The following is a 12879-nucleotide window of genomic DNA, read 5'->3' on the forward strand; positions in this document are numbered from 1 at the left end:
CCTACTCATCCAGCTTGGTAAGGATCTCCATGCCGTCCGCCGTGACTGCTACTGTATGCTCAAAGTGAGCACAGAGTGAACCGTCCACCGTAACGACTGTCCAATTATCTTCCAGCGTTCTTACGAATCGCTCTCCCGCATTAACCATCGGTTCAATAGCAAGTACCATGCCCGCTTTGAGCCTAGGTCCGCGATCAGGCGTACCGTAATTAGGAATCTGCGGCTCTTCATGCAGCTCTGTTCCTACGCCGTGACCGACATATTCACGAACGACCGAGAAGCCTGCATCTTCAATGTAACGTTGGATTGCATGCGATATCGTATATAAGCGCACATCAGGCTTAACAAGAGCCAGGCCGGCGAAAAGTGATCCTTCTGTCACATCCAGAAGTTTCTGTGCATCAGCGGATATTTCACCAACTGGATACGTCCATGCCGAGTCTCCATGATAGCCACGATATTGCGCACCTATATCAAGCGTAATGATGTCGCCTTCGTTCAATTTGCGTTTGCCGGGAAAGCCATGTACCAATTCATCGTTGACCGAAGCGCAAATGCTATAAGGAAAACCGTTGTAATCCTTAAAAGACGGCAAAGCGCCTTGACTGCGTATGAACTTGTCGGCGATGTGATCGAGTTCACCCGTCGTAATTCCAGGCTCGATTGATTTCGCCATGAGCCTGTGCGTTTCCGCGACGATCCGCCCTGCTTCTCTCATAAAGCCTAGTTCCGTTTCGGATTTACATATGATCATTACACCTGACCTCGCAGTATAGATACGATCTCTTTGGAAACCGAATCAATTTCCTGTTCTCCATCAACTTGACGAAGCAAACCTTTATCTTCATAAAACTTGAGGAGAGGTGCAGTTTTGTTGATATATTCGTCCAGTCGAGTGCCTACGCTCTCTTCGTTGTCGTCGGAGCGTTGGTACAGCTCACCGCCGCACTTATCACAAACACCTTCCTGAGCAGGAGGATTAAAGATCACATGATACGTAGATCCGCAAGACTTGCAGATACGACGTCCGGTAAGACGCGCCATCAGCTTATCACGATCTACCTTCAGGTTAATGACATGCTCCAGCTTTCTACCAAGCTCGTTCAGCAGTTCTTCCAGCGCTTCCGCTTGCGAAAGGGTTCTTGGAAAACCGTCCAATAAAAAACCATTTTCGCAATCGGACTGCTGCAGGCGCTCACGAACGATGCCAACTGTAACATCATCAGGCACCAGGAGGCCCTTATCAATATACTCCTTCGCTTTCATTCCTACAGGAGTACCCTGCTTCATTGCCAGACGAAATGCATCGCCTGTCGAAATATGCGGAATGCCGAATTCATTAACGATAACCTCAGCTTGTGTCCCTTTACCTGCTCCAGGAGGCCCCATGAATAAAACGTTCATGTTTTTTTCACTCCCTCCTAGAATCTCCTTACAAGAAACAGCATAATAGGCGCCAGGAGAGCTGAAGTTCAAACTCGGCCTGGTACCTATCTACTATTTATTAATAAAGCCTTTATAATGCCGTTTAATCAATTGTCCCTCAATGGTCTTCATCGTATCCAGTGCAACACCGATCACGATCAGAATCGAGGTTCCACCGATTTGTACAGTCTTAGGCAGGTGAGCCAAAGCACCTAAACCAACCGGAAGAATCGAAATTACGGCCAGGAACAGAGCTCCTGTCATTGTCAGACGCGTCAATACCCGCGTCAAATAAGTTTGTGTCGCCTTACCCGGACGAATGCCTGGAATAAATCCGCCATTCTTCTTCATGTTCTCAGCAAGCTGCTGAGGGTTCATCTGCACGAAAGTATAGAAGAACGTGAATCCGATAATCATCACAACATAAAGCACCATACCTAATGCATGGTCAATGGCCAAGTTCTTGCTGACCCATTGCGCCCAGCCATGAGTTGACCAGAAGCTGGCAATGATAACCGGGAATTGTAGAAGCGATACAGCAAAGATGACTGGAATAACGCCTGCCGAGTTAATCTTCAGCGGAATATGTGTATTCTGGCCACCATACATCTTATTGCCCACAACGCGCTTAGCATATTGCACTGGAATTTTACGAATCGCTTGTTGGATGTAGATTACACCAATAACGATAAGTACGCAGACCAATACGATTGCAATTCCCTTTACCACATTCATGAAGGTTTGTCCTTCAACGATAAATTCGGAACGAGCAATGTTCTGGATATGAGACGGGAATCCAGCAACGATCCCAGCGAAGATAATCAACGAGATCCCGTTACCAATCCCTTTATCCGTGATCTGCTCACCAAGCCACATTAAGAACGAAGTACCAGCAGTCAGCACAATTGCAATAACAAGGTAATCCGCAAATGTAGCATTTGGTACCATATCAGTACCATACAAGCGGTTGAATCCGATCGAAGTCGCGAACGCTTGAATCAATGCCAAAATTACCGTGCCGTAGCGGGTAATCTGGGCCATTTTCTTCTTACCATACTCCCCTTGCTTCGCCCATTCCGCAAACTTCGGAATAACGTCCATAGAGAGCAGTTGAACAATAATGGACGCCGTAATATACGGCATGATCCCGAGCGCAAAGATGGAGAAGTTCTTGAGAGCACCGCCCGAGAAGGTGTTCAGGAACCCGAACAAGTCGCTCCCTGCATTGTTGACCGTCTCAAACACCCGGGTGTCAACACCCGGAACCGGAACAAAAGATCCGATCCGATAGATGATAAAGATAAACAATGTAAACAGAATACGCGTGCGCAGGTCCTTCACGTTCCAAATGTTCTTAATGGTTTTAAACATTAGATCACCTCGGTTTTACCGCCGGCAGCCTCGATTTTCTCTACCGCAGATTGAGAGAACTTATTTGCTTTAACCGTCAATTTGACAGTAACTTCACCGTTGCCAAGAATCTTGATGCCGCTTTTAGCGTTTTTCACGATACCTTGATCCATCAACAGTTCAGGAGTAACCTCTGTACCCGCCGCAAAGCTGTTAAGTTCCTCGATGTTCACAATCGCATACTCTTTCCGCGTCGGATTGATAAATCCGCGTTTTGGCAAGCGACGATACAACGGGTTTTGACCGCCTTCGAAGCCCGGACGAACACCACCGCCGGAACGAGCGTTTTGACCTTTGTGACCACGCGTAGATGTTTTACCCATACCACTACCAGTACCGCGACCAACGCGTTTGCGTTCGTGACGGGAACCAGCAGCTGGGGAAAGCTCATGTAACTTCATCGTTCGTTGCACCTCCTTATTTATTGTTGGCATTAGCCCATAACGTTAACCCGCTTAACGCGGGTCAGTCAGTACTGAATGCAGTTATCGCTTCAGATTACTCCGCAATCTCTTGAACCTTAACCAAGTGGCTTACTTGATTAACCATGCCACGAATAGCAGGATTATCGTTATGAACCACAGTTTGGTTAATTTTGCGAAGTCCCAATGTTTTCACGGTAGTACGTTGGTTCTCCGGACGTCCGATCAAACTACGCACGAGGGTAATTTGCAATTTAGCCATGAGAATTCCCTCCTTAACCGAGTAGTTCTTCGACGGATTTACCGCGTAATTTCGCAACATCCTCAGCGCGTTTCAGACGGGAAAGACCCTCCAAAGTCGCGTTGACCATGTTGATGGAATTCGAAGAACCTAAAGATTTTGTAAGAATGTCGCCTACGCCTGCAAGTTCGAGAACCGCACGAACAGGACCACCGGCGATAACTCCTGTACCTTCTGATGCTGGTTTCAACAGAACGCTACCAGCGCCAAAACGTCCAGTTACCAGGTGAGGGATTGTAGTCCCTACGATTGGTACGTAGATAAGATTTTTCTTCGCATCGTCGATACCTTTGCGAATCGCATCTGGAACCTCGCCAGCTTTACCGATACCAGCACCAACCCAGCCTTTGCCGTCACCGACAACAACCAGTGCGCTGAAGCTAAAACGACGTCCGCCTTTAACTACTTTAGCAACACGGTTAATGTGTACTACTCTTTCAGTCAGTTCTAAAGTGTTCGGATCTACACGCAAGTGATTAACCTCCTTTTATAAATATTTTTAGAATTCAAGACCTGCTTCACGAGCTGCTTCTGCCAAAGCTTGAATTCGTCCATGATACAAGTAACCGCCGCGGTCGAATACCACAACTTTCTTGCCTTGCTCTTGTGCACGCTTAGCGATCATTTCTCCAACTTTACGTGCAGATTCAACGTTACCGCCGTTCTTGATTTCACCGCTAAGTTCTTTATCAACTGTCGAAGCGGATACGATCGTTACACCAGCCACATCATCGATCAATTGAGCATAGATGTGTTTGGAAGAACGGAATACGTTAAGTCTTGGACGTTCAGCCGTACCAGTCACTTTTTTACGTACACGCAAATGTCTTTTTAGACGCGCTTTATTCTTATCGCCTTTAGTGATCATGACTTTCATTTCACTCCCTTCGGTTTACCTTCAAGCCATTTCGATTATGCTGCCTTCAGGCAAGCATAATAAGAAGAAACATTATTTCTTCTTACCAGCTTTACCTTCTTTGCGAATAATACGTTCGCCTTCATACTTGATACCTTTACCTTTGTAAGGCTCAGGTGCACGTACAGCACGAACTTTCGCAGCATATTCGCCTACGCGTTCTTTGTTGATCCCTTTAACGATGATCTTTGTGTTGGCAGGGACTTCAAATTCGATGCCTGCTTCCGGAGTGATTTCTACCGGATGGGAGTAACCCACGTTGAGTACCAGTTTCTCGCCGGATTTGCTTGCGCGGTATCCGACACCAACTAGTTCAAGAGTCTTGGAATAACCTTCAGTTACCCCGCTCACCATGTTGCTCACTACACTGCGAGTAGTACCGTGCAGGGAACGATGCAATTTATTATCAGAAGGACGTTCTACGAGGATTTGGTTGTCTTCAACCGTTACCTTAATGTCCTTATGAATCTCACGAGTCAAAGTGCCTTTAGGGCCCTTCACTGTAATGACGCTATTGTTAAGTGTGACATCCACACCACTAGGTACTGTAATTGGTTTGCGACCAATACGTGACATTTGCTGCACCTCCTTGTTTTGTGACGTTAATTACCAAACGTAGCAGAGAACTTCTCCGCCGGCTTTCGCTTGACGAGCTTCCTTATCGGTCATAACTCCCTTGGAAGTAGAGATAATCGCGATACCCAAGCCGCCGAGAACACGCGGAACTTCGTTACTCTTCGTATATACGCGAAGACCTGGTTTACTGATTCTTTTCAAACCAGTAATAACGCGCTCGTTATTGGATCCGTATTTCAAGAAAACACGAATGATCCCTTGTTTATTATCATCGATATACTCCGCATCACGGATGAAACCTTCGCGTTTCAAGATCTCAGCGATTTGTTTCTTGATCGTGGATGCAGGCATTTCCACCGTTTCGTGACGAACTGTGTTCGCATTACGAATACGTGTAAGCATATCTGCAATTGGATCTGAAATGTTCATTCATGAAACCTCCTTCCCGTTGTTGATGGTTTACCAGCTTGCCTTCTTAACGCCAGGGATCTGGCCTTTATATGCTAATTCGCGGAAGCAAATTCTGCAGATTTTAAACTTTTGCAATACAGAATGTGGACGACCACAACGTTCGCAGCGAGTATAAGCCCGCACTTTGAATTTTGGCGCACGTTGCTGTTTAACTTTCATTGAAGTTTTTGCCACTAAACCTGACACCTCCTAAATAATTTCGGAGCTGATATGCCATTTATTATTTAACAAATGGCATTCCGAGCCCTGTAAGCAGCTCGCGGGACTCTTCGTCCGTTTTAGCTGTCGTAACGATAACGATATCCATACCACGTACTTTATCAACTTTGTCATACTCGATCTCTGGGAAGATCAATTGTTCCTTAAGACCAAGTGTGTAGTTACCGCGTCCATCGAACGCTTTGTTCGATACGCCGTGGAAGTCACGAACGCGTGGAAGCGTTACATTGAACAATTTGTCGAGGAAATAGTACATACGCTCGCCGCGAAGAGTTACCTTCACACCGATTGGCATGTTCTCGCGAAGTTTGAAACCAGCGATGGATTTCTTAGCGCGAGTGATTACTGGTTTTTGACCAGCGATAAGTTGCATATCATTAACAGCAGAATCAAGCACCTTCGAGTTAGCAACAGCGTCACCAACACCCATGTTAATAACTACTTTCTCGATTTTCGGTACTTGCATCACTGTAGAGTAGTTGAATTTTTGAATCAAAGCAGGTGTTACTTCGTTCAAATAGCGTTCTTTCAATCTAACTGCCATGAATCATGGACCTCCTTTCTTAAGTTCCTGGATTAGTCGATTACTTCACCGGATTTTTTAGCTACACGAACCTTCTTGCCGTTGTCCAATACTTTGTAACCGATACGAGTTACTTTTCCGCTCTTAGGATCAACGTGCATTACGTTCGATACATGAATCGGAGCTTCCTTCTCGATAATGCCGCCTTGTGGATTCAACTGGCTAGGCTTTTGGTGTTTCTTCACCATGTTCACGCCTTCCACAAGAACGCGGTTCTCACGAGGATAAGCGGCGATGACGCGGCCTTTTTTGCCTTTGTCTTTACCGGAGATCACGATAACCGTGTCGTCCTTCTTAACATGAAGCTTATTGTTATGGGATTCCAGAATCTTTTTCAATCTAGGCATCTATTTACACCTCCTGTTTCGCACAGCTTAACGTACCATAGGATACGCCATCTTTATTAGATAACTTCCGGAGCCAAGGAAACGATTTTCATGAAGTCTTTATCGCGAAGTTCGCGGGCAACTGGTCCGAAAATACGAGTACCACGTGGGCTCTTGTCTTCTTTAACAACTACCGCTGCGTTCTCATCAAATGCGATGTAAGAACCGTCTTTACGACGTACGGAACGTTTTGTACGAACAACAACCGCTCTGACTACATCACCCTTTTTGACAACGCCGCCTGGTGTTGCTTGTTTCACAGAACAAACGATCAAATCGCCAATTTGTGCTGTGCGTGAACGACCAGTACCACCCAAAACGCGAATACACATCAGTTCCTTCGCGCCAGAGTTATCAGCAACATGCAAACGTGTAAATGGTTGAATCATCGTTATATCCTCCCTTCGATCAAAACTACGGTGCTATTAAATAACAATTGCTTTTTCAACAACTTCAACGAGTCTCCAGCGCTTGTCTTTAGACAACGGGCGTGTTTCAGCAATTTTAACAGTATCACCGATTTTAGCTGTGTTATTTTCATCATGCGCTTTAAATTTCTTCGTATATTTCATACGTTTATGATAAAGATCATGCTTCTTGTAGGTTTCTACTGCTACAACAATGGTCTTATCCATTTTGTCGCTTACGACTTTACCAATTTGCACTTTACGGGCGTTACGTTCGCTCATGGTTAGCCTCCTTCCTGAACATTCGCGCTTGGTCCGAGCCAGGCGCAATATTAGCTAATCCCAAGTTCTCTTTGACGTAATACGGTTTTAGCACGAGCTATTTCCTTACGCACATCACGGATCCGAGTCGGGTTATCAAGCTGGCCAGTAGCCAATTGAAAACGGAGGTTAAAGAGTTCTTCTTTAAATCCTGCAACTTTTTGTTCAATCTCAGCAGTGGTTAAGTTGCGAAGTTCATTAGCTTTCATTTGCTTCACCACCCAATTCTTCACGTTTCACAAACTTAGTCTTGATTGGCAGTTTGTGAGCGGCAAGACGCATAGCTTCACGAGCAACTTCCTCCGATACACCGGCAAGTTCAAACATGATCTTACCAGGTTTCACAACTGCAACCCATTTTTCTACGTTACCTTTACCGCTACCCATCCGAACTTCAAGAGGCTTTTGAGTAATCGGCTTGTCAGGGAAAATTTTGATCCATACTTTACCGCCCCGTTTGATGTAACGCGTCATTGCAATACGCGCTGCTTCAATTTGACGGTTTGTAATCCAAGTTGGCTCAAGAGCTTGCAGGCCGTATTCACCGAAGTTCAATTCAGTGCCGCCTTTTGCTTGACCTCTCAGACTACCGCGTTGTTGCTTGCGGTGTTTTACACGTTTTGGTACCAACATGATTAGTTGCCTCCTTCCTGAGCAGCTGGTTGTTTCTTAGCCGTAGGAAGAACCTCTCCACGATAGATCCATACTTTCACGCCAATACGTCCATAAGTCGTATGTGCTTCTGCCGTACCGTAATCGATGTCGGCGCGGAGCGTATGAAGTGGAACAGTTCCTTCACTGTAGCCCTCTGTACGAGCAATTTCAGCACCGCCGAGACGACCGCTGACTGCTGTCTTAATCCCTTTCGCTCCTGAACGCATAGTTCTTTGGATTGCTTGCTTCAAAGCACGACGGAAAGAAACACGACGTTCCAATTGTTGTGCGATGCTCTCAGCAACGAGAATTGCGTCAAGATCAGGGTGTTTAATTTCAGAAATATTGATGTGAACCTTCTTGCCGCCTGCGATCTTAGTAATTTCGTTACGCAGATTTTCAACTTCCGAACCACCTTTACCGATAACCATACCTGGTTTCGCAGTGTGGATCGTCACGTTCACACGATTAGCCGCTCTCTCGATTTCGATGCGAGATACTGCGGAGTCTTTCAATTTATTCTTCAGGTGTTCACGAATTTTAACGTCTTCAAGCAAGAGATCACCGAAATCTTTGCCTGCATACCATTTGGATTCCCAATCACGGATAATCCCTACTCGTAATCCGACCGGATTTACCTTTTGGCCCACACGTTTTCCCTCCTTATTTTTCGGATACCACCAAAGTAATGTGGCTTGTGCGTTTGTTGATCCGGCTAGCACGTCCCATTGCACGAGGGCGGAAACGTTTCATTGTCGGACCTTGGTTTACGTAAGCTTGCGTAATAACCAATTTATTTACATCCATAGAATAGTTGTGTTCAGCATTAGCAATCGCCGAATTCAGAAGCTTCTCCACGATCGGGGATGCGCCCTTTGGAGTATGGCGGAGAATTGCGATCGCTTCGCCAACTTGCTTACCACGGATCAAGTCAACTACGAGTTGAGCTTTGCGGGGAGCAATGCGAACAGACTTTACATGTGCTTTAGCTTCCATGTGTTGTTACCTCCTCTCAAACGAAGAACTTATCGTTTAGCGTCTCGTTTTCTTGTCGTCATCCGTATGACCTTTGTAGGTACGGGTTGGAGCAAATTCACCAAGTTTATGTCCTACCATGTCCTCTGTTACGTATACCGGTACGTGCTTACGTCCGTCGTATACACCAAAAGTATGGCCGATGAATTGTGGGAAAATCGTCGAACGGCGCGACCAAGTTTTAATAACCACTTTCTTGTTCGATGCGTTCGCTTCTTCCACCTTTTTCAACATATATCCGTCAATAAAAGGTCCTTTTTTAAGACTACGGCTCATTTAATATCCTCCCTTCATACTGCTTGTTTAGAACTATAATTCACTGCCGTGAAGTGATCCGCGAGGCGCGGATTACTTCGTGCGGCCACGAACGATATACTTGTCAGATGCTTTGCCTTTTTTACGCGTTTTGTAACCAAGAGTTGGTTTGCCCCAAGGAGACAATGGCGATTTACGGCCGATCGGAGCACGACCTTCACCACCACCGTGAGGGTGATCGTTAGGGTTCATAACAACACCGCGAACTTCAGGACGTTGTCCTTTCCAGCGATTACGACCAGCTTTACCGATCTTGATCAATTCATGGTCTGCATTACCTACAGAACCGATTGTAGCGCGGCAAACCTTGAGAATTTTACGCATTTCGCCAGAAGAAAGACGAACTGTTACGTATTTTTCTTCTTTACCGAGCAATTGAGCTTCAGTACCAGCAGCACGAACGAGTTGTCCGCCTTTACCTGGTTTCAACTCAATGTTGTGGATAACTGTACCCACCGGGATGTTCTCGAGTGGAAGTGCATTACCGATTTTGATGTCGGAACCTACGCCAGACTCGATAACGTCGCCCACTTTAAGCCCTTGTGGAGCAATAATGTAGCGTTTTTCACCGTCAGCATAGTGGATCAAAGCGATGTTAGAAGTCCGGTTCGGGTCGTACTCGATAGTAGCAACGCGGCCTGGAATTCCATCTTTGTTCCGTTTGAAGTCGATGATACGATATTTACGTTTGTGTCCACCGCCATGGTGACGCACAGTGATTTTACCTTGGTTGTTGCGGCCAGCTGTTTTGCTCAGCGGCGCAAGCAAGGATTTCTCCGGAGTATCTGTAGTGATTTCTTCGAATGTCGATACGGACATTCCACGTCTTGCCGGAGATGTCGGTTTATACTTTTTGATAGGCACTAGATTTCCCTCCTTACTTTAGACAATTTTATACCGATTCAAAGAATTCGAGCGGTTTGCTGTCCGGAGTCAAAGTCACGAACGCTTTCTTCCATTCCGGAGTATAACCGAAATGACGTCCATAACGTTTTGGCTTGCCAGGAACACGCAGAGTATTCACATTGCTCACTTTAACTTTGAAGATCTCTTCAACCGCTTTTTTAATTTCGGTCTTGTTAGCACGAATGTCAACTTCGAACACATATTTAAGCTCGTTCATGTAATCAGCAGTACGTTCTGTGATTAACGGACGCTTAATAATATCACGAGGATCCTTCATTACGCGAGCACCTCCTCTACCTTCTGAACTGCTTCCTTCGTAATGATCAGTTTGTCGTGCGCGAGCACGTCAAGAACATTAATGCCGTCAGCTGCTACGAACTTAACACCAGGAATGTTACGAGCGGAAAGTGCTACATTGTCGTCATAGCTAGGAGCTACAACAAGCGCCTTACGATCAACCTTCAGATTGTTCAGGATTGCAGCAAATTCTTTGGTCTTAGGTGCGTTCAAGCTCAATGCATCAAGTACGATAATGTCCTGATCGATCACTTTAGCAGACAAAGCCGATTTGATCGCCAGACGACGAACTTTCTTCGGCAGTCTGTAAGAATAACTGCGTGGAGTCGGTCCAAATACAATACCGCCACCAACCCATTGTGGCGAACGGATCGAACCTTGACGGGCACGTCCTGTTCCTTTTTGCTTCCAAGGTTTACGACCACCGCCGCGAACTTCGGAGCGTCCTTTTACTTTATGGGTACCAAAGCGAAGGGAAGCACGTTGCATAACAACAGCTTCATGAAGCACATGAGTGTTCGGTTCGATACCGAATACCGCATCGTTCAATTCTACTTCACCAACTTGGCTACCGCTAATATTAAAAAGTGCTACTTTTGGCATTTTCTGTTCCTCCTTTCTCAGTTAATTATTTTTTGATGGTTTCTTTAACTTTTACGAAACTATTTTTAGGACCTGGGATCGAACCTTTAACGAGCAGTACGTTACGTTCTGCATCAACTCTTACGATTTCAAGGTTTTGAATCGTTACAGTGTCGCTACCCATATGTCCTGGAAGACGTTTGCCTTTAGGAACACGGTTCGCTTGGATGGAACCCATGGAACCAGGTCTACGATGGTAACGGGAACCGTGAGACATAGGTCCGCGGCTTTGTCCCCAACGCTTGATTACGCCTTGGAAACCTTTACCCTTCGAAACACCTGTTACGTCAACAAATTCGCCCTCAGCAAAAATATCAACCTTGACCTCCTGGCCAACTTCATATCCTGCCAAGTCAACACCGCGAACTTCGCGAACGTAGCGCTTAGGCGTTGTATTTGCCTTTTTCGCATGGCCAGCTTCCGGCTTAGTTACTCTACTTTCTTTCTTATCGGAGTAACCAAGTTGGATCGCTTCATAGCCATCGTTCTCTACGTCTTTCTTTTGCAGAACTACGTTAGAGCTTGCTTCAATAACTGTTACAGGAATGACATTACCTTCTGGGGTAAATACTTGAGTCATTCCGAGCTTTTTCCCTAAGATACCTTTCATGTTGACACCTCTTTTCCTCTTTCGTTTCCATTCATTAATGGATATTACAATTTAATCTCGATATCTACACCGGACGGCAGGTCCAAGCGCATCAAGGCATCCACAGTTTGTGGAGTCGGGTTCACAATATCGATCAAACGCTTATGAGTACGCATTTCGAATTGTTCCCGAGAATCCTTGTACTTGTGTACCGCACGGAGAATAGTAATCACTTGTTTCTCAGTTGGAAGCGGAATCGGTCCAGATACACCAGCACCCGAACGTTTTGCCGTTTCAACGATTTTCTCTGCGGATTGATCAAGAATTCTGTGGTCGTAAGCTTTCAAACGAATACGAATTTTTTGCTTTGCCATTTCATTCCCTCCTTCTATCGCCCAATTTGAGATCGGACATACTCCGTGGAAATTTTCTAACTGCCAACCCATGGCAAAGGGGCCGGGTGTGTCAGTAACCTCCCACATCATCGCAACGTCACAGAACAACATTCATTATTATATAGAAAAGCTGTGCTCATTGCAAGCAAAATTTAATATATTTATCTTATAATTCTGAATCTTATAATTCTGAGGCTGCCGCGTTCAATTGCTCTGCTGATCTGGCGACCTGAGACATGGCTGAACCGATTTCTTCTATTATATAGACGAGATGTTTGAAGCTTCCTGACCTCCTGCGCTACCACGGTCAATCCCAGCCCATGTTCACCGGCTCTCGCCGCTTCAATAGCCGTGAGCAAAATCAGCCAAGTGCTGAATTACCCAACCCGCTTATGAACCTTTGCAATTGCCAGCCGTTTTATGATGAATTCCTGACCGATTTCACCGTTGAACATCTCAAGCAAATGCCCCTCCAACGTCTGTTTAAGTCGTTCGATCGTACTATGTTGCTCTATGATCTCCTTAAGCTTATCTATCGGTCGACGGAAAGAATAATATTTTGCTTTAATTCAACCGAACCGTACAGTGCAAAAAGACTCGTTCCATAAG

At 45.6% G+C, this 12879-nt stretch carries 25 protein-coding genes and 1 pseudogene; all 26 read right to left on the reverse strand.

Annotated features, from left to right (window positions below; all coding sequences use genetic code 11):
* Position 1: 1 nt before the first annotated feature.
* The 26 genes and pseudogenes from map to ABD014_RS24790 all read right to left on the reverse strand — a co-directional run bounded on the left by map (position 2) and on the right by ABD014_RS24790 (position 12839).
* Positions 2-754, reverse strand: a complete 753-nt coding sequence (gene map, locus ABD014_RS01025) for a type I methionyl aminopeptidase (protein ID WP_343856396.1) — start codon at positions 752-754, stop codon at positions 2-4.
* Positions 754-1404, reverse strand: coding sequence for an adenylate kinase (locus tag ABD014_RS01030; RefSeq protein WP_127002978.1), 651 nt, complete (start codon positions 1402-1404; stop codon positions 754-756). The genes map and ABD014_RS01030 overlap by 1 nt, the downstream gene beginning before the upstream one ends.
* A gap of 93 nt (positions 1405-1497) precedes the next feature.
* Complete coding sequence (gene secY, locus ABD014_RS01035; protein WP_343856399.1) at positions 1498-2796, reverse strand: preprotein translocase subunit SecY; 1299 nt, start codon at positions 2794-2796, stop codon at positions 1498-1500.
* On the reverse strand, positions 2796-3236 hold the full coding sequence (gene rplO, locus ABD014_RS01040; RefSeq protein WP_343856401.1) for a 50S ribosomal protein L15: 441 nt from the start codon (positions 3234-3236) through the stop codon (positions 2796-2798). Before rplO ends, secY begins: the two co-directional genes overlap by 1 nt.
* A gap of 97 nt (positions 3237-3333) precedes the next feature.
* The gene (gene rpmD / locus ABD014_RS01045; protein WP_120463611.1) at positions 3334-3519 is read right to left on the reverse strand and encodes a 50S ribosomal protein L30; all 186 of its coding nucleotides are present in this window, start codon (positions 3517-3519) and stop codon (positions 3334-3336) included.
* Between the two features lie 13 nt (positions 3520-3532).
* Positions 3533-4030, reverse strand: coding sequence for a 30S ribosomal protein S5 (rpsE, locus tag ABD014_RS01050; RefSeq protein ID WP_068779115.1), 498 nt, complete (start codon positions 4028-4030; stop codon positions 3533-3535).
* A gap of 27 nt (positions 4031-4057) precedes the next feature.
* Positions 4058-4426: a 50S ribosomal protein L18 gene (gene rplR / locus ABD014_RS01055; RefSeq protein ID WP_343856407.1), complete on the reverse strand. Its 369-nt coding sequence runs from the start codon at positions 4424-4426 to the stop codon at positions 4058-4060.
* An 81-nt stretch (positions 4427-4507) separates the two neighbouring features.
* A complete protein-coding gene (gene rplF / locus ABD014_RS01060) occupies positions 4508-5050 on the reverse strand; it encodes a 50S ribosomal protein L6 (RefSeq protein WP_179016228.1) in 543 nt (180 codons plus the stop codon).
* A gap of 30 nt (positions 5051-5080) precedes the next feature.
* The gene (gene rpsH, locus ABD014_RS01065) at positions 5081-5479 is read right to left on the reverse strand and encodes a 30S ribosomal protein S8 (RefSeq protein ID WP_068779112.1); all 399 of its coding nucleotides are present in this window, start codon (positions 5477-5479) and stop codon (positions 5081-5083) included.
* Positions 5480-5509: 30 nt separating this feature from the next.
* Positions 5510-5695, reverse strand: a complete 186-nt coding sequence (locus ABD014_RS01070; protein WP_010348808.1) for a type Z 30S ribosomal protein S14 — start codon at positions 5693-5695, stop codon at positions 5510-5512.
* A gap of 46 nt (positions 5696-5741) precedes the next feature.
* Entirely contained in the window at positions 5742-6284 is a 543-nt protein-coding gene (rplE, locus tag ABD014_RS01075) for a 50S ribosomal protein L5 (RefSeq protein WP_343856421.1), read from the reverse strand.
* A gap of 32 nt (positions 6285-6316) precedes the next feature.
* Positions 6317-6670, reverse strand: a complete 354-nt coding sequence (gene rplX, locus ABD014_RS01080; RefSeq protein WP_127002990.1) for a 50S ribosomal protein L24 — start codon at positions 6668-6670, stop codon at positions 6317-6319.
* A gap of 56 nt (positions 6671-6726) precedes the next feature.
* Positions 6727-7098, reverse strand: coding sequence for a 50S ribosomal protein L14 (gene rplN, locus ABD014_RS01085; protein ID WP_251418002.1), 372 nt, complete (start codon positions 7096-7098; stop codon positions 6727-6729).
* A gap of 36 nt (positions 7099-7134) precedes the next feature.
* A complete protein-coding gene (gene rpsQ / locus ABD014_RS01090) occupies positions 7135-7398 on the reverse strand; it encodes a 30S ribosomal protein S17 (RefSeq protein ID WP_068779109.1) in 264 nt (87 codons plus the stop codon).
* A gap of 50 nt (positions 7399-7448) precedes the next feature.
* Complete coding sequence (rpmC, locus tag ABD014_RS01095; protein ID WP_068779108.1) at positions 7449-7646, reverse strand: 50S ribosomal protein L29; 198 nt, start codon at positions 7644-7646, stop codon at positions 7449-7451.
* The gene (gene rplP, locus ABD014_RS01100) at positions 7636-8070 is read right to left on the reverse strand and encodes a 50S ribosomal protein L16 (protein ID WP_120463617.1); all 435 of its coding nucleotides are present in this window, start codon (positions 8068-8070) and stop codon (positions 7636-7638) included. Before rplP ends, rpmC begins: the two co-directional genes overlap by 11 nt.
* Before the next feature lie 2 nt (positions 8071-8072).
* Positions 8073-8741 carry a 30S ribosomal protein S3 gene (gene rpsC, locus ABD014_RS01105; protein ID WP_068779107.1) on the reverse strand — a complete coding sequence of 223 codons (669 nt, stop codon included), beginning with the start codon at positions 8739-8741 and terminating at the stop codon, positions 8073-8075.
* 13 nt (positions 8742-8754) lie between these two features.
* Positions 8755-9087 (reverse strand): 50S ribosomal protein L22, encoded by a 333-nt coding sequence (gene rplV, locus ABD014_RS01110; protein WP_127002996.1) that lies wholly within the window; start codon positions 9085-9087, stop codon positions 8755-8757.
* Positions 9088-9123: 36 nt separating this feature from the next.
* Entirely contained in the window at positions 9124-9402 is a 279-nt protein-coding gene (gene rpsS, locus ABD014_RS01115) for a 30S ribosomal protein S19 (RefSeq protein ID WP_343856433.1), read from the reverse strand.
* Between the two features lie 72 nt (positions 9403-9474).
* Entirely contained in the window at positions 9475-10305 is an 831-nt protein-coding gene (gene rplB / locus ABD014_RS01120) for a 50S ribosomal protein L2 (RefSeq protein WP_343856436.1), read from the reverse strand.
* Between the two features lie 28 nt (positions 10306-10333).
* Entirely contained in the window at positions 10334-10624 is a 291-nt protein-coding gene (gene rplW / locus ABD014_RS01125; protein WP_127003000.1) for a 50S ribosomal protein L23, read from the reverse strand.
* On the reverse strand, positions 10624-11247 hold the full coding sequence (gene rplD / locus ABD014_RS01130) for a 50S ribosomal protein L4 (protein WP_343856438.1): 624 nt from the start codon (positions 11245-11247) through the stop codon (positions 10624-10626). The genes rplW and rplD overlap by 1 nt, the downstream gene beginning before the upstream one ends.
* A 25-nt stretch (positions 11248-11272) precedes the next feature.
* Entirely contained in the window at positions 11273-11896 is a 624-nt protein-coding gene (gene rplC, locus ABD014_RS01135; RefSeq protein ID WP_343856440.1) for a 50S ribosomal protein L3, read from the reverse strand.
* 44 nt (positions 11897-11940) lie between these two features.
* Positions 11941-12249 carry a 30S ribosomal protein S10 gene (gene rpsJ / locus ABD014_RS01140; protein WP_006676490.1) on the reverse strand — a complete coding sequence of 103 codons (309 nt, stop codon included), beginning with the start codon at positions 12247-12249 and terminating at the stop codon, positions 11941-11943.
* Positions 12250-12473: 224 nt separating this feature from the next.
* Positions 12474-12635, reverse strand: a pseudogene (locus ABD014_RS24785) (methyl-accepting chemotaxis protein); the annotation flags it as partial.
* Positions 12636-12647: 12 nt separating this feature from the next.
* The gene (locus tag ABD014_RS24790) at positions 12648-12839 is read right to left on the reverse strand and encodes a protoglobin domain-containing protein (protein ID WP_425542041.1); all 192 of its coding nucleotides are present in this window, start codon (positions 12837-12839) and stop codon (positions 12648-12650) included.
* Positions 12840-12879: the final 40 nt, after the last annotated feature.

Origin of the sequence: Paenibacillus motobuensis, assembly GCF_039521865.1 — a bacterium.
In the GTDB taxonomy this organism is placed as follows: domain Bacteria; phylum Bacillota; class Bacilli; order Paenibacillales; family Paenibacillaceae; genus Fontibacillus; species Fontibacillus motobuensis.